Source organism: uncultured Roseobacter sp. (assembly GCF_947499265.1).
Lineage (GTDB): Bacteria > Pseudomonadota > Alphaproteobacteria > Rhodobacterales > Rhodobacteraceae > Roseobacter.
The window spans coordinates 886,010-904,092 of record NZ_CANMNK010000001.1; the positions used below are offsets into that span (position 1 = coordinate 886,010).

Sequence of the window (18,083 nt, forward strand, 5' to 3'; positions counted from 1 at the left end):
AGAGATTGGTTCAGATCAAACTGACATGGCTCAAGGGAGCGGACCAATCGGTGTCCTTGCCGGGCTATCAAACCGCGGGGGCCGCGGGGGCCGATGTGCGCGCCAATCTGCCGGACGGTGACGCGCAAATTGCGCCGGGCGACAGGGCCTTGATCCCGACCGGTCTGCAGATGGAGATCCCCGAAGGCTATGAGGTTCAGGTCCGTCCACGCTCCGGCCTGGCGCTAAAACACGGGATCATGCTGGTGAACAGCCCAGGCACGATCGACAGCGACTATCGTGGTCCCGTGGGCATCATCGTGATGAACGCGGGTCAGGAACCCTTTGTGGTGACACATGGGATGCGCATCGCACAGCTTGTTGTCGCCCCCGTTGTTCAGGGTGATTTTTCGATTGCTGGCAGCTTGAGTGAGACCGACCGGGGCGCCGGCGGCTTCGGGTCGACCGGGAGAGGCTGATGCTGCTGGTTTTCATTCTGGCGGCCGCGTTCTGGGCGCTTGGTGCGTCCATGGGGGTGCCACGGACAACCCGCGCCGCCGTGATCGCGGTGCTCTATGTGGGTGTTCTGATCATCCAGGTGACCCTGCCCGCTGGCACCCCACTGCGCATGGCAACAGGGGAAAGCCCCGCCCCCTGGTTGATCCTTGGCGGCTTTGCCTTGCTCATCTTCGGGTATCGTCGCGGTCTGCGCGCTCTGCGTGCCCGCGCAGATAAAAACGAGGCCGCTGCTGAGGCAGTCGCGCCAAAACCGGGATTCAGCGAAACCGAGTTGAACCGATATGCACGGCATATTGTGCTGCGCGAGATCGGCGGCCCCGGCCAGAAGAAGCTGAAAGAGGCGCGGGTTCTGGTGATCGGTGCGGGCGGTCTTGGCGCGCCCGCCCTGCAATATCTGGCGGCCACGGGCGTCGGTACAATCGGGGTCATCGACGATGATCTGGTGGAGAACGCCAATCTGGCCCGGCAGGTGATCCATAAGGATAACGCGATTGGTACGCCGAAAGTATTCTCTGCGCAGGCGGAAATGCTGGCACAGAATCCACATATCGTGGTGCGCCCCTATCACCGACGGCTGACGGATGAGATCGCAGCGGAGCTTTTTGCGGATTACGATCTGGTGCTGGACGGCACCGACAATTTCGACACACGCTATCTGGTCAACCAAACGGCGGTGGCACAGGGCATCCCGCTGATCTCCGGGGCGCTCAGCCAGTGGGAAGGGCAATTGAGCGTTTTTGATCCAAGCGCAGATGCGCCCTGCTACCAATGCGTTTTCCCGCAAGCGCCAGCGCCGGAGTTGGCCCCGTCCTGTGCCGAGGCCGGTGTCCTGAGCCCATTGCCCGGTGTTGTCGGGGCGATGATGGCCGCAGAGGCGGTCAAAATCATCACCGGCGCGGGCACGGCCTTGCGGGGTCAGATGGTGATTTATGATGCGCTCTACGGTGAAAGCCGGACCATTGCGATCACCCGCCGCGCGGACTGCCCGACCTGCGGCGGTGCCGAGGCGCAGACCGGATAAGCGCGTTCACGGCCAGTGTGACACCACTGCGGGTTGTGCATCCTGTGGTGCAGACCTAGCTTGTCAGGCAAAGGAGAGCCGCCATGACCAACCCATTGCTCCAGGACTGGAACACCCCTTTTCAGATCGCGCCTTTTGATCAGATCAAGGACGAGGATTTCGCGCCCGCTATGGAGGAGGCGCTGGCACAGCACCGTGTAGAAATTAATGCCATCGCAGGTGCGGATGAGCCCGCCAGCTTTGCCAATACGGTTGAGGCGCTGGAAGCTGCGGGCAAAGCGCTGGACAAGGTGTTGGGCGCGTTCTTCACCGTCGCGGGGGCCGACAGCAACCCCGCCCGCGAAGAGCTGCAACGGCAATTCTCTCCGAAACTGGCGGCGCATTTTTCCGAGATTTCGGGCAACAAGGCGCTTTTTGCGCGGGTGGCGCAGGTTTGGGAAAGCAAAAGCACATTGAATCTCACGGATGAAGAAGAACGGGTTCTGATGCTGACACATCTGGGGTTTGTTCGGGCCGGGGCCGCGCTGACCGGCACGGACGAGGCGCGGATGAAGGAGATCAAGGCGCGGCTGGCCGTTTTGGGCACTGAGTTCACCCAGAACCTGCTCGCGGATGAGCGCGATTGGTTCATGCCGTTGGGTGAGGATGATCTGGACGGCCTGCCGGAATTTGTTGTCAGCGCGGCCCGTGCTGCCGGTGACGAAAAGGACGCGGACGGGCCGGTTGTGACCCTGTCGCGTTCCTTGATTGTGCCGTTTCTGCAGTTCTCGAACCGGCGCGACCTGCGCGAGAAAGCGTTCAACGCCTGGACCGCACGGGGGGCCAACGGTGGGCAAACCGACAACCGTGAAATTGCGACGGAGATTTTGGCCCTGCGCGAGGAGCGTGCCAAGCTTTTGGGGTATGACAGTTTTGCCGCCTACAAGCTGGAACCTGAGATGGCGAAGACACCGGAGGCTGTGCGTGACCTTTTGATGGCGGTCTGGGAGCCCGCGCGCGCCCAAGCTAATGCGGATGCTGAGATCCTGACCCGCATGATGCAGGAAGATGGCGTGAACGGCCCATTGGCCCCCTGGGATTGGCGCTATTACTCGGAAAAACGCCGCGTTGCGGAGCATGATCTGGATGAGGCGGCTCTCAAGCCATATTTCCAACTCGATCGGATGATTGACGCCTCTTTTGCCTGTGCGACGCGGCTCTTTGGTTTGGCGTTCCGGCCGCTGGATGTGCCGCTTTACCACCCGGATTGCCGGGCTTGGGAGGTCACACGCGACGGTGAACATGTGGCGGTTTTCATTGGCGATTACTTCGCGCGCGGCTCGAAGCGGTCCGGTGCCTGGTGTTCTGCGATGCGGTCGCAGGCGAAGTTTCCACAAAAACAGGCGCCAGTCGTGATCAATGTGTGTAATTTCGCCAAGGGCGACCCTGCGTTGTTGTCCTATGACGACGCGCGCACGCTTTTTCACGAGTTTGGTCACGCCTTGCACCAGATGCTGTCGAATGTGACCTATGAAAGCATCTCCGGAACGTCCGTCGCGCGTGATTTCGTGGAATTGCCAAGCCAGCTTTATGAGCACTGGCTCGAAGTGCCACAGGTGCTGTCTGAATTTGCCACCCATGCGGACACCGGCGCGCCAATGCCACAGGAGATGCTGGATAAGGTTCTGGCCGCGGCCACTTACGACATGGGATTCCAAACCGTCGAATATGTGGCCTCTGCGCTGGTCGATCTGGCGTTCCACGATGGCCCTGCGCCCAAGGATCCGATGGCGAAACAGCGCGAGGTGCTGGAGGCGCTGGGGATGCCCGCCGCCATCACGATGCGTCACGCCACGCCGCATTTCGCCCATGTCTTTGCGGGCGACGGGTATTCCAGCGGCTACTACAGCTACATGTGGTCCGAGGTGATGGATGCAGACGCATTCGAGGCCTTTGAGGAGGCGGGTGGGCCGTTTGATCCCGAACGCGCGGCAGCCTTGGAAGAACATATTCTCTCCACTGGTGGCAGCAGGGATGCCGCCGAGCTTTACACCGCGTTTCGCGGGCGTCTGCCGGGCGTTGAGGCCTTGTTGAAAGGGCGGGGCCTGGCGACAGCGTAAGTCAGTAGCCGCTGGTGCGGTCTACCAAATGCAGGAATGGCTCCCCGATTTCACCCCGGCGGATGTTTTCCGCGATCACCTGAGAGGCGGTATGAGGCCGCGTATCCGCCGCAACATGCGGCGTTACGGTGACACCGGGATGGGCCCAGAACGGGTGATCTGCGGGCAGCGGTTCGGTGCGGAAAACGTCCAGCGTTGCCTGCGCGATCTGACCTGTGTTCAACGCATCAATCAGTGCTTGATCGTCAATGAGCGGCCCGCGCCCGGGATTGATGACAAAGGCCCCTTTGGGCAGGTGCGCGATGGCCGCGGCATCAAGGATGTTTTCCGTGGCGGGCGTGTCAGGCAGCAGCAGGATCAGGATTTCGGCCTGAGATAGCGCCAATTCCAGCCCGTCCTCGCCATGATGCATCGCAACACCGGGAATGGATTTTTCGCGCCTGCTCCACCCACGCACTTTGAAACCAAGCGTCAGCAATACCTCTGCCACAGCGCTGCCAAGCGCGCCCATGCCCAGAATGCAGACCGTTCTTTGCGCGGCGAGCGGTGGTGTCCGCGGTGCCCATGCGTGATCGGGATTGACGATGTAGCGGTCCAGCCCCAGATGATAGCGCATCACATGGCCCACAACCCATTCCGTCATGGATTTGGTCATGCCCGGATCAACCATACGTGCCAGCGGGATCTTCAGAGTTGGGTTGTTGACGACGGCTTCGACCCCAGCCCAGAGGTTCAATACGGCCTTGGCCCGCGTGTAGGGTGCGAAATCCTGCAGCGGTGAATTTGGGGCATAGACGATGTAATCGACATCCTCGGGCCGGAAATCGGTGGCCAGTTGAACATCCAGATCCAGCGCGGCAAAGGCGTCGGTTAAGGGCGCGCGGTATGTTTCCCACCTGTCGACATGGGCCGCGAACAAGACGTTAATGGGCATTGGCTACCTCAACCGGTGAACATGGGCGCTTTGCATCAGGCCAAAGGCCAGCATCAGCACCAGCATCGCAGAGCCGCCATAGCTGACCAGCGGCAGCGGGACGCCCACAACCGGCGCCATGCCCATGACCATGGACATATTGACCGCGAAGAACAAAAAGAAGTTCAGCGCGATGCCGAGGGTCAGCAGCGAAGAGAAGCGATCCTTGTTCATCAGAGCAGACCAGACGCAGAAAATGATGATTAGCGCATAGAGCCCCAGCAACCAGACGCCGCCCAGAAACCCGAACTCTTCGGCGAGCGTGGTAAAGATGAAATCGGTGTGTTTTTCAGGCAGAAAGTTCAACCGGCTTTGGGTGCCTTGCATGAACCCGCGCCCGGTCCAGCCGCCCGAACCCAACGCGATTTTGGATTGCGTGATGTGATAGCCCGCGCCCAGCGGGTCGGAACTGGGGTCCAGAAAGGTGTCGATGCGGCGGAACTGGTAATCCTTGATCAATTGCCACGGCGTGCCGCGCGACTGAAAGACCGTCGCGATCAGCCCGATGACGCTGGCCAGGACAGCCGCGAAATAGGCCCAATGCACGCCAGCCAGGAACATCAAACCGCCACCAGCGGCGAGCAGAAGGATGGACGTGCCAAGGTCCGGCTGGCGCAAGACCAGGAATGTGGGGATGATGATGATCAAAACCGGCAGGATGACCCAAAATGGATGGGATGTCTTTTTGACGGGCAGCCAATCGTAATAGGCCGCCAGAAACATCACCAGCGTGATTTTCATCAATTCGGACGGTTGCAGGCGCATGAACCCCAGATCGATCCACCGCTGCGCGCCCATGCCAACGGTGCCGAAAAGTTCAACCGCCACCAGCAGGGCCACTGTGCCGAGATAGGCGATGCCCGCAAGCGACCGCCAAAACCAGATTGGCACCATGGCGACACCGATCATCAGCACAAACCCCATCACGAAACGCTTCATTTGCGGTTCGGCCCACGGGCTGAAAGAACCGCCCGCAACGGAGTAGAGCATCAGGAAACCAGCGCCTGAAATCGATGCCAGCAAAATCGCCACGGGCCAGTTCAGATAGAGTATCTTGCGCAACCCGGTTGGTGCGGTTTTGACGGCATATTCAAGATAGCTCATGCTTGATCCTGCCCCGAAAAGACGGCCTGCGGCTGGATCTGGCGCAGTTTTTCCTGTTGTGCTTCAATGCGTTCGCGATCTTTGGCGGGATAGGCTTCGAGTGGCGGTGGCCCACCGGCCAACGCCTGGAGCGTGATGTCACGCGCGATGGGGGCTGCTGCCTTCGACCCGCCGCCGCCGTGTTCCACAACAACCGCGACCGCATATTTCGGGGTCTCCACCGGTGCGAAATTCACAAAAAGCGCATGATCGCGGCGTTCCCATGGCAGGTCCTCGTTGCGGATCACGCCCGCGCGGCGTTCTGCTGCGGTGATGTTGCGCACCTGGCTGGTGCCGGTCTTGCCCGCCATGCGCATCGTGTCGTCAATGATGCGTGATCCGTAAGCCGTGCCCCGACGGTCATTGACCACCGCATTCATCGCGCGCCGCATCTTGCGCAGGTTGTTTTCGTTCATCCCGAGGTTTTCGCCACCGCGTTCGGGGGTTTCGACGCCATCGACAGATTTAATCAGCCGCGGTTCGACCGACCGACCCGTGGCCAGTCGTGCGCTCATCACGGCCAATTGCAGTGGCGAGGCCAGCATGAAGCCCTGTCCGATCGAGACGTTGACCGTGTCGCCGACCCGCCAGCTTTGTCCGTAGGTCGAGGATTTCCACTCCATCGTGGGCGCCAGGCCCTGCGCCACCGCAGACATGGGCACATCGTGCTTGATGCCCAGCCCAAACCGTTTCGCCATTGCGGAAATCTTTTCAATCCCAATTTTGACGGCAAGATCATAGTAGTAAACGTCGCAGGACCGCTTCAGCGAGGTTTGCAGATCCACCCACCCGTGGCCCGCGCGTTTCCAACAGTGGAACCTGCGGCCCGACACCGTGAGGTGCCCCGGGCAGTACACGGTTTCATCCGGGCCGATCAGCCCTGCCTCAAGGGCCGCCATCGCCGTCATCATCTTGAAGGTGGATCCGGGCGGGTAGAGACCCTGCACCGTTTTACTGGCCAGGGGGCGGTATTTGTTTCCGGTTAGGGTGTTGTAATCCTTGACGGAAATGCCGCGCACAAAAAGGTTGGGATCAAAGGTCGGCGCCGAGGCGCAGGCGACCACATCGCCGTTGTCGCAGTCGATCACCACGGCGCTGGCGCTCTCTTCGCTCAGCCGTGCCTGGACATACCCCTGCAGATTGGCATCGATGGTCAGCTGCAAGTCCGATCCGGGCGTGCCTTCGCGGCGGTCCAGCTCGCGCATGACGCGCCCCGCTGCGTTGACCTCGACGCGTTTCGCACCTGCCTTGCCACGCAGCAAAGGTTCCAGTTTGGTCTCGACCCCCACTTTTCCGATCTGAAACCGCGGAATGCGCAGCACCGGTTCAGGGTCCTCGATCTTTTCAAGGTCATAGTCAGACACGGGGCCAACATACCCCAAGACATGCGCAAAATCAGAGCCCTGCGGGTAAACACGGCTCAACCCGACCTCAGGCGTGACGCCGGGCAGGGCGGGCGCATTGACCGAAACGCGGCTGATGTCGTCCCAACTGACATCCTCGGCAATGGTAACCGGCAGGAAGGAGGGGGAGCGCTTCAACTCCAGCTTGGTCCGTTCGAGTGTCTCTGCGTCCAAGGGGACAATCGTGGAGAGCTTTTCCAGGACCGCATCGGTATCACCTGCGTCCTCCCGCACAATAACGATGCGGTAAGAAGGCGCGTTCTGGGCCAGCCGCACGCCGTTGCGGTCGAACACCTCCCCGCGCGAGGGCGGGATCAGACGGACGTTGATGCGGTTTTCTTCAGCCAGCAGGCGGAATTGATCGGCCTGATCCACCTGCAAAAAGCGCATGCGCGCCGCCAGGCCGCCAATAAACAGCAACTGCGCGCCACCCAAGAGGGCCGCGCGCCGCGAAATGCGGCGGTGACTGTAATCTGTTTCTGCGCGGGTTTTTTTCATTTCCAGCCTCCGGCAGGGACATCAGGATGGGTCACGCGCGCCCTCCCGATGCATCAAGGTCACCCGGTGTCGTTTTGCGCACCCCCATCAGGCCATGGGTGATTGCGACAACCAGTGGGTAAAACAACATTGTCATCACCGTCTCGAAGACCGTCAAGCCAAAGGGTGGCAATTCCACCAGTGTGATGATCAAACCCGCACGATAGCCGACCGTTATGCCTGCGATCAGGATGCAAACGCTCAGCCATTCGCTGGCAAACCCGGTGTCGCGCAGCCCGCGGGCGCGCCCTTTCAGGCTTTCACAGGCCAAAAGGGCCAGAACGGCCCAGAGCCCGGGGGGGCGTTGCAACAACAGGTCTGCCAGCAGAAACATGAGGGCGAGCAAGACGGATGGCACATATTCCGGGCGCCGCAGTGACCAGGCGAAGGCGAAGGCCAGCAGCAGATCCGGCCCCACCCACCTGCGGGGGGTGGTCTCCAGCGGCAGCAGGTGGAAAAACAAAATGATACAGACCAGCATGGCAAAGCCCAACCGCATGGTCCACAAACGTGTCAGGGGCAACCCGGTCACTGGCTCACCTCGTCCTGCGCGATTTGAGGTTGTGGCGGGAGCTGCGGCCCGATGATCCGCGCCGTGTCAGAAACGGGATCGGTTCCATGATGGCGTAGGACGCGAAGGAATTCGAGGCGCTGATAGTCTGCGGCGAGCCTGACGCGCAATTTCCCGCTGGGGTCCGCCGCCACCTGGCCGATGAGCAATCCCGCCGGAAAGACACCGCCGTCCCCGGAGCTGATAACCCGGTGCCCCGGGCGCACCACATCGCTGTCTTCCAGAAACTCAATCGGGGGCGCTGCGGAGTTGTCACCCGAGACGATGACACGCTGACCTGAGGGTTGAATGACTGCCGGAATGCGGCTGGAGGCATCGGTGAGCAGGATCACCCGGGCGGTGTTCTGGCCCACGCCGGAAATGCGGCCCACAACCCCAATCCCGTCCATGGTCGCCCAGCCGTCAACAATGCCGTCGCGGGCGCCGACGTTCAGCAGGACGGACTGGCGGAAGGGCGAGCCGCTATCGGCCAGGACCACGCCGGTGATATAGGTCAGCCGCGGGTCGAGCCGGACATTGTTGAGATCCAGCAGCCGAGCGTTTTCCTGTTCCAGCTGAAGCGCGGCCTCTTTCCAAGCCTGCATCCGGCGCAGCTCTGACCGTAATTCGCTATTTTGCTCGGCAAGCCTCTGATAACTCTGGAAATCCTTCAGCAGGTTGATGGTGCCAGTCACCGGGGCCATCGCCCAATCGAGGCCCGGCACAAAGCGATCGGTTACCTGCGCCCGAAACCGCTCCACCCGGGGGCTGTCAATGCGCCAGACCAGAAATATTCCGAGCAGACACAGCACCAGAACACCCAGCAGCAACCGGCGAACAGGGCCGGTGTAGTCGCTGCTGTTAGATCGGTCCTTTGCCATTCTCGCTGTCTCCTGCCCTCGAACAGGCAGGGCAAACCTGCCGCTGATGAGGGTGCTATCCCGTGCCGCGTTCAGCTATCGTAATCAATGGCGTGCCGTAGTTGCTTTTCAAACTCAAGCGCTTTGCCCGTTCCCAGAGCCACACAATTGAGCGACTCGTCCGCAATCGACACCGCAAGACCCGTCTGTTCGCGCAGCGCCAGATCCAGATCGCCCAGCAGCGCGCCGCCGCCCGTGAGCATCACACCGCGATCCACGATGTCAGCGGCCAGATCGGGCGGCGTTGTTTCCAGTGCGGTCATCACCGCTTCGCAGATTTGTTGCACCGGTTCGGCCAGGGCTTCGGCAATTTGCGCCTGCGTAACTTCGATCTCTTTCGGCACGCCGTTCAGCAAGTCGCGGCCTCGGATTTGCATCGAGGTGCCGCGCCCGTCGTCGGGCATCCGCGCGGTGCCGATGGATGTTTTCACGCGTTCAGCGGTGGTTTCACCGACCAGAAGGTTCTGCTGACGGCGCAGGTAGCTGATGATGGCCTCGTCCATCCGGTCCCCGCCGACGCGCACGGAGCGCGCATAAACGATGTCGCCGAGGCTCAGCACCGCCACCTCGGTCGTGCCGCCACCGATGTCGACCACCATGTTGCCCGTGGGATCGGTGATCGGCATGCCCGCGCCAATGGCCGCCGCGATGGGTTCGGCGATCAGGCCCGCGCGGCGCGCCCCGGCGCTGAGCACCGATTGCCGGATCGCACGTTTCTCAACCGGGGTGGCGCCGTGCGGGACACAGACGATGATCTTGGGCTTGGAGAAGGTCGAGCGCTTGTGCACCTTGCGGATGAAGTGCTTGATCATCTCTTCGGCGGTGTCGAAATCGGCGATCACGCCTTCTCGCATGGGCCGAATGGCTTCGATGCTGCCGGGCGTACGCCCCAACATCAGCTTGGCGTCTTCGCCCACCGCCAGCACCTTTTTCACGCCGTCCTTGACATGATAGGCGACCACAGAAGGTTCCGACAGGATCACCCCGCGGCCTTTTACATAGACCAGCGTATTGGCCGTTCCGAGGTCGATGGCCATGTCCGATGAAAACAGCCCACGAATTTTATCAAACATTGCGATTAACCTTGCCCGAATTTCTCTTGGCCCGCGCTTTTCCAAGGCAGGCTTTCCTGTCTTATAGGCTTAGGCGCTAAAGGGTGAAAGGGGCGTTAACGTTGATCGTGGCGACATGTTGCTTTTTCGAATCTTTTATGATTCCGGTCTGATCGTCACATCTCTCATAAACCTGAAGCGATGCAGTCAATGCGGTTCAGTGACAACCGATCCCGATTGCATCGCAAAACGTGGATTACATCCAATGACAAACCGAAAAATGACCCTGCTCGCTGTTTTGGCTGGGTTGACTGCTTGCGCGCCTGTTGACGCTCCGCCAAAGGCGCCCGCGTCGACGCCTCCCGGACCTGATGCGCGACCTACCCTGCCAGCCGAATTGCCTGCCGCAAGGGTCACAAACCTGCCGTCCTATACTTATACGTCGCGGAAATTCCGAAATACTGGCGTTCCCAAGAGTGAACGGGATGCGGCGAACCTGGCTCCGGAAGTGGGGGATAAGACATTCAAGCCAGCGGAGATGAAAATCATTCAGATTGATGACTACCGCATCGGCCTTAAACACGTGCGGTCCGACATATACGACTTCATTGTTGTTCAGCATCGCGGTGCAGATACCTTTGGTGCCGGGAACCGCGGCAATCCATGGCACTATGTCGCGCCGCCCTATGTTGAAGCGGCGACTGATTGCGACATATCCGATTCCTATTTCAGGCGCGGCGGTGGTCTGCCCGCTTCAAGAATCTTTGTTCTGGATTGCTAGAGCTTCCTAGAGCCCGTCCGACGAACCGTTAGGGCAATGCCCAGCGGTCCGTCGTCTAAATGAGCCTCAGCTTACGTCTTTATAGCTGATCTCGCGTTTGTCCTTGCCGCCCTTTTCGCGACGGACGAGCAGCCGATTGAGCGCGTGGATATAGGCCAGCGCCGAGGCGACAACGGTATCGGTATTGGCCGACTGGCCGGTCACGATGCGCCCGTCTTCTTCCATGCGTACGGATACCGTCGCCTGTGCGTCAGTTCCTTCAGTGACGGCGTGCACCTGGTAAAGCTGCAGGCGCGCGGTATGCGGCACCAGGGCCTTGATGGCATTGAACGACGCATCGACGGGGCCATCGCCGGTTTGCGCGGTCGAATGCGTGTCGCCGTCGATCTCCATCACCAGATCGGCCTGTTGCGGCCCGTCCGTGCCACAGATCACCTTCAGCGACTTGAGCTTCAACCGGTCGTTTTCCGGATCTGAAGATGTGCGCATCAGCGCGATCAGGTCATCGTCGTAGATTTCCTTCTTGCGGTCCGCCAACTCCTTGAAGCGCACAAACACGTCCTTGAGCTGGTTGTCGCCCAATTCAAACCCGAGGTCTTCAAGCTTTGACCGCAACGCCGCGCGCCCCGAATGTTTGCCCATCACCAGGTTCGTTTCAGACAGCCCCACGTCCTCGGGGCGCATGATCTCGAAGGTCTCCGCGTTTTTCAGCATGCCGTCTTGATGAATGCCGGATTCATGGGCAAAGGCGTTCTTGCCGACAATCGCCTTGTTGAACTGCACCGGGAACCCGGAGACGGTCGCGACGCGGCGGGAGATGTTCATGATCTTGGTGCTGTCGATGCCGGTCTGGTAGGGCATGATGTCGTTGCGCACCTTCATCGCCATGACGACTTCTTCAAGCGCTGTGTTGCCCGCACGTTCCCCCAGGCCATTGATCGTGCACTCAATCTGGCGCGCCCCCGCTTCGACGGCGGCGAGGCTGTTGGCCGTCGCCATGCCGAGATCGTTGTGGCAATGGGTGGCAAATGTAATCTCATCCGCGCCCGGCACACGCCGCAGCAACATGGCGATCAGCTCTGCACTTTCGCGCGGCGCCGTATAACCGACCGTATCGGGGATATTGATTGTCGTGGCGCCGGCCTTGATGGCAATCTCGACCACCCGGCAAAGGTAATCCTCTTCCGTACGTGTCGCATCCATCGGCGACCACTGCACATTGTCGCAGAGATTGCGCGCATGGGTCACCGTTTCATGAATGCGATCCGCCATCTGATCCATATCGAGGTTGGGAATGGCGCGGTGCAGAGGCGAGGTGCCGATAAACGTATGAATACGTGGACGGCGCGCGTGTTTCACCGCTTCCCAACACCGATCGATATCGCCGAATTGCGCGCGGGCAAGCCCGCAGATCACCGATGTCTGCGCCATCTTGGCAATCTCGGAAACGGCGGCGAAATCGCCTTCGGAAGCAATGGGGAAACCGGCTTCGATGATGTCGACGCCCATCTCGTCCAGGAGCCCGGCGATTTCGAGCTTTTCGGCATGGGTCATGGTCGCACCCGGGGATTGTTCGCCATCGCGCAACGTGGTGTCAAAAATCAGGACGCGGTCCTGTTTGGATTTATCTGTCATGTCTGGTTCTTTCGATTTTCTGCTGTTTTTGCCTGGCGCGCTGCACATCCCTCTGAGCGGGCGCGCCGAAGGGCACGCTCAGAGGCGGGTTAGCAGCAGAGCGGCGGCAGGGCGCAAAAAGGTGCGCGGGCAGGGTGCGATATGTGAAATCGGTGCCATGCGCCCGTTTATACCGCCCCTTGCGTAAATGGGAAGGTGGTTTTTTTGGCATTTGCAATCCGCGGCCCTCCGCTCGGACTTGAAGCAGGGCCGCCCTCTTCTAAGTCGCTCAGGATGAATAGAGTTTTGATTATCGGGGCCTCCGGTGGCATTGGCAGTGCGGTGGCAGCGACCTGCCGCCTGCGCGGCGATGAGGTGGTGACATTATCGCGGTCGGAAGATGGGTTCGACATCACGGATGAGCCGTCTGTTTCCGCGCATCTGGAGGCGGTTCAGGGGGTGTTCGACCTTGTGCTGGTTGCAACCGGTGCCCTTGAAATTGGGGGCGCGGCCCCCGAGAAATCCATCAAGTCAGTCACTGCAAAGGCGATGATGGATCAGTTTGCGCTCAATGCGCTGGGGCCTGCATTGGTGCTGCGCCATGCGGCGGCTTTGTTGCCGCGCGACAGGCCTGCCGTGATGGCCGTGCTGTCGGCGCGGGTGGGGTCCATCGGGGACAATCGGATTGGCGGATGGGTCAGCTACCGCAGCGCCAAGGCGGCGGTGAACCAGATCGTCCATACCACCGCCATTGAGCTGACACGCACGCATAAACACTCGATTTGCGTGGCCCTTCATCCGGGCACGGTCGCCACGCCTTTCACCGAGAAATATCTGGGCCGGCACCCTTCCGTGCCTGCTGAGGAAGCGGCTGAAAACCTATTGCGGGTGATCAGCGGCCTGAGCCCCGATCAGACCGGCGGGTTTTATGATTGGGCGGGTAAGGAGGTGCCGTGGTGAGCCGTCTGGTGCTGGTGTTGGGCGACCAGTTGAGCATGGGGTTGAGCGCGCTTCGTCAGGCGGACCGGGACAGCGATATTGTTGTCATGGCTGAGGTCGCAGAAGAGACCGCATATGTGAAGCATCACCCCAAGAAGATCGCCCTGATTTTCGCTGCGATGCGCAAGTTTGCCGCGCGGCTGCGCGAGGACGGTTGGGACGTCCGCTATGCGCAGCTGGACGACACGCAGAACGCAGGCTCCATCGTTGGCGAATTGCTGCGGCGGGCCGAGGAGACCGGCGCATCGGAAGTGCTGGTCACCGAACCCGGCGAGTGGCGGTTGATCGACAAGCTCAAACACGCACCGATTAAGACCCATATCCTGCCGGATGACCGTTTCATCGCCTCACATCAGGAGTTTGAAGACTGGGCGCAGGGGCGCAAACAATTGCGGATGGAGTATTTCTATCGCGAGATGCGGCGCAAGACGGGGTTGCTGATGCAGGGCGCCGACCCGGTCGAAGGCAAGTGGAATTTCGATCATGACAACCGCAAACCCGCGCCGGATGAGGTGGATTTCAAAGGCCCCATGGAATTCCAGCCAGATGAGACGGTGGAGGAGGTGCTCGACCTGGTCGAGGCGCGGTTTGACGGGCATTTTGGCCAGCTACGACCCTTCTGGTTTGCGACCACCGAGGGGGAGGCCCGCCGGGCGCTGGCGCATTTCATCTCCAATGCTCTGCCGAAATTTGGTGATTATCAGGATGCGATGCTGGCGGAGAACCGGTTCCTGTATCACGCGGTGATTTCGGCCTATATCAACATCGGTCTGCTGGACCCGCTGGAGGTCTGTGAGAAAGTCGCAGCGGCTTATGCCGCGGGTGACGTGCCGATCAATGCCGCCGAAGGGTTCATCCGGCAGATCATCGGCTGGCGTGAATACATGCGTGGCATCTATTTCCTGGAAGGACCTGACTATCCGGCGCGCAATGAATTGGGGCACGACCGCGATCTGCCGGATCTGTTCTGGGGGGCTGAGACGCAGATGCAGTGCCTGTCGAAAGCGGTGGCGCAGACACGCGATGAAGCCTACGCACACCACATCCAGCGCCTGATGGTCACGGGAAATTTCGCGCTTCTGGCTGGTATTGATCCGGGGCAAGTGCATGAATGGTATCTGGCGGTCTATATGGACGCGTTTGAATGGGTGGAAGCGCCCAACACCGTTGGCATGAGCCAGTTTGCCGATGGTGGGATCATCGCGTCGAAACCCTATGTGAGCAGCGGCGCCTACATCAACCGGATGTCTGACTACTGCAAAGGCTGCGCCTATAGCGTGTCGAAGAAAACGGGGGAGGGTGCGTGCCCGTTCAACCTGCTCTACTGGCACTTTCTGGATCGCCACCGGGACCGTTTCAAGAGCAATGCGCGCATGGGCAACATGTACCGCACCTGGGACCGGATGGACGCGGACCGGCGCGAGACCGTGCTCGCGGAAGCGGAAGGTTTTCTGAAACGCCTGGAGGCGGGCGAAACCATCTGAACGGGGCGCGCGGTCGGATATTGGCCCAGGCGCGCCGAAGCGAGGTTAACGTCCGCGTCTCATGGCAAAAGCGACGTCGGTATCACGTCGGTGCGGGTGTCGGTATCGGGTGAGGTCAACGAAGCGTGCTTAACTCTTTCGAAGCGCGTATGAGGCATCGCTTGGGCGTTCCCGGCGTCGTAGTCGATCTCAGGGCGGTCCTGTCAACAACCCTCAGTTGAGAAAATTCGGAATCCGTGCTAATTCTCATTCTTTTTGGGATTTTGAACATGAGCATTGCAGAGCTATTGGCGACTATTAGTCAGACAGAAGCCGGAATGGCCCTCTTTTCAGCGGGGCTTGGCGGCGTTTCGATCATGGTATCCAACCTTTACGGAGGCGCGAAGACGCGCCTTGAACGAAAGCGAACGGCCAAGCTGCAGGATCAATTTGACGGATTACTGGACTCCGTCGGTGGCCAGAGGGTCAGCGCCATCAGATCGTCCCTGCTCATGATAAAGACCTTCGATACATTTGCGGACAGCGTCTCGAAGGGGGAGAGAAAACAGGTGTCGCTGGTGTCGGCAGGCGGCGGGGCGGTGTTGGTGTTTTTGGGGCTGATCGTTCGGGGGCCGTCACCCACAGAAGACGGGGGTGGGTCAGACGGCCAGTCGTGGACGCCGCTCGTGCTGAAGACGGCTGATGCGTGGTTGCAGAGCGACGTTGTCCTTCCGCTGCTTGCCATTGCCTTGGTGTTTGTGCTCCTCACCCAGGTCAGCGGTGGATTGTACCTTTGGTTCTCGGGCAGAGTGAGGGAGCAGCTTGACGTATTCTTGCCAGCCGACGTCGATCCGGCGAACGACTTCCTCAGCGACCTGCGCAAGCTCAAAAAAGACAAGATGAGCTACAAGCAGGCCAAGATCGATGTCGAATGCCGATTGATGGCCAGCATGATCGAGGTGATGGAATCGGAAAGTGTGCGCAGCAGACTGGCGCCCAAACGCTTTGTCGGCGCTGCCCCGAAAAATCCCGAGGAACCTTCCGAATGGGAAGAGCGCGCTAGCAAGATCGTGGATCAATTCCCCGCGCTAGACGAGGTCCGTGCGCACCTGGCCGACATCGAGAAGAAAATGCACGGCCGCACGGACGGCCAATCCACTTTTGGCATTGCCACCAAGCGGGCCTTTCACAAGCTCTATTTTGATTCAGATGGCATGTTTGCGTGGTCGGAGACCTTGTTACGTGAGGATGTCATGGCTCCGATAGAGGAGTTTGAACGAAAAAGCCTTTGGAAGCGGGGATGGTTGAAACTCACCGGGCGGGCCCCGTCCAGTGAAGACCGCAAGCGATTGGAACAGCAACGCATCAACCTGGATCTGAGGCCGGGACAGGCAAAGGATGCGGCTGTGCCCGAGACGGAGGCGTCCAGAGAGACGCTGAAGAAAGCCGGGGCACCACGATCTTCAGGTCTCGATACGCGAGAGTAGGTGGTTTGGCAGATGCGGGCGCGCGTATGTCAGCCGCCGTCGGTCAGTGCACCGTTTTCCCAGTCGCCCGTCGCTTCTTCGCCGGTGGCATAGCGCATGGTGCCGGTGCCCTGGCGTTTGCCCGCCTTGAACGTCCCCTCGTATACGTCGCCATTGGCATAGGTGGCGATGCCCTGGCCCTCGATCTCGCCGTTTTGCCATGCGCCTTCATAGACAAAACCGCTGGGCATGGTGATCTTGCCGATGCCGTGGCGCTGCCCATTCTCAAAAGACCCGACATAGATTGTGCCATCTGGGTAGGTCGCAGTGCCCTCGCCCTGGCGCTGACCGTCGACCCAGTTGCCGTCGTATTTGTACCCATCCGCGTAGGTCATGACGCCCTGACCGTGGTTGCGGGCGTTGCGAAATTCACCCTCATAGACCACGCCATTGGTATAGGTCGCCTTGCCGGTGCCATCGATCACGCCGGTTTTCCACGCCCCTTCATAGGTCGAGCCATCCGGGTAGGTGATCAGACCTTCGCCATCGGCCAGCCCATCGGAAAACGCACCGATATAGACCGAGCCATCGGGATAGGTCACGCGGCCCTGTCCCTCGATCTCGCCCGCGACCCAGGAGCCGGTGTAGGTGTATCCGTCCTGTGCCGTAAAGGTACCCTGACCTTCGCGCAGGTCATTGGTAAACTCGCCCTCATAGGTGTCACCATTGGCGTAGATCACCTTGCCGACGCCTTCGCGCCGGCCACTGGACAGCTGACCTTCGTAGACATCGCCATTGGCCTGCGTCAGCTTGCCGGTGCCGTCGATCTGCCCATCCCGCCAAAGCCCGACATAGATCAGCCCGTCCGGCATCGTCAGCGTGCCCTCACCCGCGCGTTTGCCCGCACGGATTGCCCCTTCATAGACCGCGCCGTCGGGATAGGTAATGGTCCCGATACCCTCTTTGACACCATCTATCCAGTCGCCTTTGTACTCATAGCCGCCGGGGCTCTGCATGGTGCCCTTGCCATGATGCTTGGCATTGCGGAACTGACCTTCGTAACGCACGCCATTGGCATAAAGCGCGATGCCCGATCCCATGATCGCACCCGACTGCCATTCACCCTCGTAGGTACCACCGTCAGCAAAGGTGATCTTGCCGAACCCGTCCGGTTTGCCCTTGGCAAAAATCCCCTCGTAGACCGACCCGTTGGGAAAGCGCGCGATGCCTTCGCCCTTGATCTCACCATCCATCCACTGGCCGGTGTATTCGTACCCGTTCGGTAGCTTGTAGGTGCCGGTGCCGTGCTGGACCCCGCCGCGGAACGTACCTTCGTACACACCACCATCGTCATATTGTTTGGTGAGCACCTGCCCGTCCTGCGCCAAAAGTGGTGCAGGAAGGAAGGCAAGGCAAAAGATCAGGCGTCGAATGAACATGAGTACCCTTGGGTTTGTCTTTGCGAATAAACACATGGCCGAACCCCCGAACGGCCCTTTCCGGAACTTAGGCAAAGGGCGCTCCGGGGGCAACGCTCTTTTGTCGCAATAGGTGGGGATGGGCT

Annotated in this window: 15 protein-coding genes; 7 read left to right on the forward strand and 8 right to left on the reverse strand. The window is 60.3% G+C overall.

Annotated elements, in window-relative coordinates:
• The first annotated feature begins 5 nt into the window (after positions 1 to 5).
• The 3 genes from dut to Q1A63_RS04225 all read left to right on the forward strand — a co-directional run bounded on the left by dut (position 6) and on the right by Q1A63_RS04225 (position 3,618).
• Positions 6 to 458, forward strand: coding sequence for a dUTP diphosphatase (dut, locus tag Q1A63_RS04215; RefSeq protein ID WP_298969481.1), 453 nt, complete (start codon positions 6 to 8; stop codon positions 456 to 458).
• Entirely contained in the window at positions 458 to 1,519 is a 1,062-nt protein-coding gene (locus Q1A63_RS04220) for a HesA/MoeB/ThiF family protein (protein WP_299630774.1), read from the forward strand. The genes dut and Q1A63_RS04220 overlap by 1 nt, the downstream gene beginning before the upstream one ends.
• A gap of 83 nt (positions 1,520 to 1,602) precedes the next feature.
• Positions 1,603 to 3,618, forward strand: coding sequence for a M3 family metallopeptidase (locus tag Q1A63_RS04225; RefSeq protein ID WP_299630776.1), 2,016 nt, complete (start codon positions 1,603 to 1,605; stop codon positions 3,616 to 3,618).
• A 1-nt stretch (position 3,619) separates the two neighbouring features.
• Here the strand turns inward: Q1A63_RS04225 and Q1A63_RS04230 are convergent, their stop codons facing one another.
• The 6 genes from Q1A63_RS04230 to Q1A63_RS04255 all read right to left on the reverse strand — a co-directional run bounded on the left by Q1A63_RS04230 (position 3,620) and on the right by Q1A63_RS04255 (position 10,223).
• On the reverse strand, positions 3,620 to 4,552 hold the full coding sequence (locus Q1A63_RS04230; protein WP_298969484.1) for a glyoxylate/hydroxypyruvate reductase A: 933 nt from the start codon (positions 4,550 to 4,552) through the stop codon (positions 3,620 to 3,622).
• Positions 4,553 to 4,555: 3 nt separating this feature from the next.
• A complete protein-coding gene (gene rodA, locus Q1A63_RS04235) occupies positions 4,556 to 5,695 on the reverse strand; it encodes a rod shape-determining protein RodA (protein WP_298969485.1) in 1,140 nt (379 codons plus the stop codon).
• Positions 5,692 to 7,635, reverse strand: a complete 1,944-nt coding sequence (mrdA, locus tag Q1A63_RS04240) for a penicillin-binding protein 2 (protein ID WP_298969486.1) — start codon at positions 7,633 to 7,635, stop codon at positions 5,692 to 5,694. Before mrdA ends, rodA begins: the two co-directional genes overlap by 4 nt.
• A gap of 31 nt (positions 7,636 to 7,666) precedes the next feature.
• Positions 7,667 to 8,173 carry a rod shape-determining protein MreD gene (locus Q1A63_RS04245; protein ID WP_298969586.1) on the reverse strand — a complete coding sequence of 169 codons (507 nt, stop codon included), beginning with the start codon at positions 8,171 to 8,173 and terminating at the stop codon, positions 7,667 to 7,669.
• A 29-nt stretch (positions 8,174 to 8,202) separates the two neighbouring features.
• Complete coding sequence (gene mreC / locus Q1A63_RS04250) at positions 8,203 to 9,105, reverse strand: rod shape-determining protein MreC (protein ID WP_298969487.1); 903 nt, start codon at positions 9,103 to 9,105, stop codon at positions 8,203 to 8,205.
• Between the two features lie 71 nt (positions 9,106 to 9,176).
• Complete coding sequence (locus Q1A63_RS04255; protein ID WP_298969587.1) at positions 9,177 to 10,223, reverse strand: rod shape-determining protein; 1,047 nt, start codon at positions 10,221 to 10,223, stop codon at positions 9,177 to 9,179.
• 253 nt (positions 10,224 to 10,476) lie between these two features.
• Between Q1A63_RS04255 and Q1A63_RS04260 the strand changes: the two genes are divergently transcribed.
• On the forward strand, positions 10,477 to 10,977 hold the full coding sequence (locus tag Q1A63_RS04260) for a hypothetical protein (RefSeq protein WP_298969488.1): 501 nt from the start codon (positions 10,477 to 10,479) through the stop codon (positions 10,975 to 10,977).
• 66 nt (positions 10,978 to 11,043) lie between these two features.
• Here Q1A63_RS04260 and Q1A63_RS04265 read toward each other — a convergent pair whose 3' ends face one another.
• Positions 11,044 to 12,612 (reverse strand): 2-isopropylmalate synthase, encoded by a 1,569-nt coding sequence (locus Q1A63_RS04265; protein ID WP_299630780.1) that lies wholly within the window; start codon positions 12,610 to 12,612, stop codon positions 11,044 to 11,046.
• Positions 12,613 to 12,885: 273 nt separating this feature from the next.
• Between Q1A63_RS04265 and Q1A63_RS04270 the strand changes: the two genes are divergently transcribed.
• The 3 genes from Q1A63_RS04270 to Q1A63_RS04280 all read left to right on the forward strand — a co-directional run bounded on the left by Q1A63_RS04270 (position 12,886) and on the right by Q1A63_RS04280 (position 16,540).
• The gene (locus tag Q1A63_RS04270; RefSeq protein WP_299630782.1) at positions 12,886 to 13,551 is read left to right on the forward strand and encodes an SDR family NAD(P)-dependent oxidoreductase; all 666 of its coding nucleotides are present in this window, start codon (positions 12,886 to 12,888) and stop codon (positions 13,549 to 13,551) included.
• The gene (locus Q1A63_RS04275; protein ID WP_299630785.1) at positions 13,548 to 15,074 is read left to right on the forward strand and encodes a cryptochrome/photolyase family protein; all 1,527 of its coding nucleotides are present in this window, start codon (positions 13,548 to 13,550) and stop codon (positions 15,072 to 15,074) included. The genes Q1A63_RS04270 and Q1A63_RS04275 overlap by 4 nt, the downstream gene beginning before the upstream one ends.
• Positions 15,075 to 15,310: 236 nt before the next feature.
• Entirely contained in the window at positions 15,311 to 16,540 is a 1,230-nt protein-coding gene (locus Q1A63_RS04280; protein WP_298969492.1) for a hypothetical protein, read from the forward strand.
• A 29-nt stretch (positions 16,541 to 16,569) separates the two neighbouring features.
• Here Q1A63_RS04280 and Q1A63_RS04285 read toward each other — a convergent pair whose 3' ends face one another.
• Positions 16,570 to 17,958 carry a 2-isopropylmalate synthase gene (locus Q1A63_RS04285; RefSeq protein WP_298969493.1) on the reverse strand — a complete coding sequence of 463 codons (1,389 nt, stop codon included), beginning with the start codon at positions 17,956 to 17,958 and terminating at the stop codon, positions 16,570 to 16,572.
• Positions 17,959 to 18,083: the final 125 nt, after the last annotated feature.

Bases quoted from the DNA above. Each gene is read 5' to 3' on its own strand.
- mrdA (WP_298969486.1), bottom strand. From the start codon at position 7,635: ATGAAAAAAACCCGCGCAGAAACAGATTACAGTCACCGCCGCATTTCG.
- rodA (WP_298969485.1), bottom strand. From the start codon at position 5,695: ATGAGCTATCTTGAATATGCCGTCAAAACCGCACCAACCGGGTTGCGC.
- Q1A63_RS04265 (WP_299630780.1), bottom strand. From the start codon at position 12,612: ATGACAGATAAATCCAAACAGGACCGCGTCCTGATTTTTGACACCACG.
- Q1A63_RS04220 (WP_299630774.1), top strand. From the start codon at position 458: ATGCTGCTGGTTTTCATTCTGGCGGCCGCGTTCTGGGCGCTTGGTGCG.
- Q1A63_RS04245 (WP_298969586.1), bottom strand. From the start codon at position 8,173: ATGCGGTTGGGCTTTGCCATGCTGGTCTGTATCATTTTGTTTTTCCAC.
- Q1A63_RS04225 (WP_299630776.1), top strand. From the start codon at position 1,603: ATGACCAACCCATTGCTCCAGGACTGGAACACCCCTTTTCAGATCGCG.
- Q1A63_RS04270 (WP_299630782.1), top strand. From the start codon at position 12,886: ATGAATAGAGTTTTGATTATCGGGGCCTCCGGTGGCATTGGCAGTGCG.
- Q1A63_RS04230 (WP_298969484.1), bottom strand. From the start codon at position 4,552: ATGCCCATTAACGTCTTGTTCGCGGCCCATGTCGACAGGTGGGAAACA.
- Q1A63_RS04285 (WP_298969493.1), bottom strand. From the start codon at position 17,958: ATGTTCATTCGACGCCTGATCTTTTGCCTTGCCTTCCTTCCTGCACCA.
- mreC (WP_298969487.1), bottom strand. From the start codon at position 9,105: ATGGCAAAGGACCGATCTAACAGCAGCGACTACACCGGCCCTGTTCGC.
- Q1A63_RS04260 (WP_298969488.1), top strand. From the start codon at position 10,477: ATGACCCTGCTCGCTGTTTTGGCTGGGTTGACTGCTTGCGCGCCTGTT.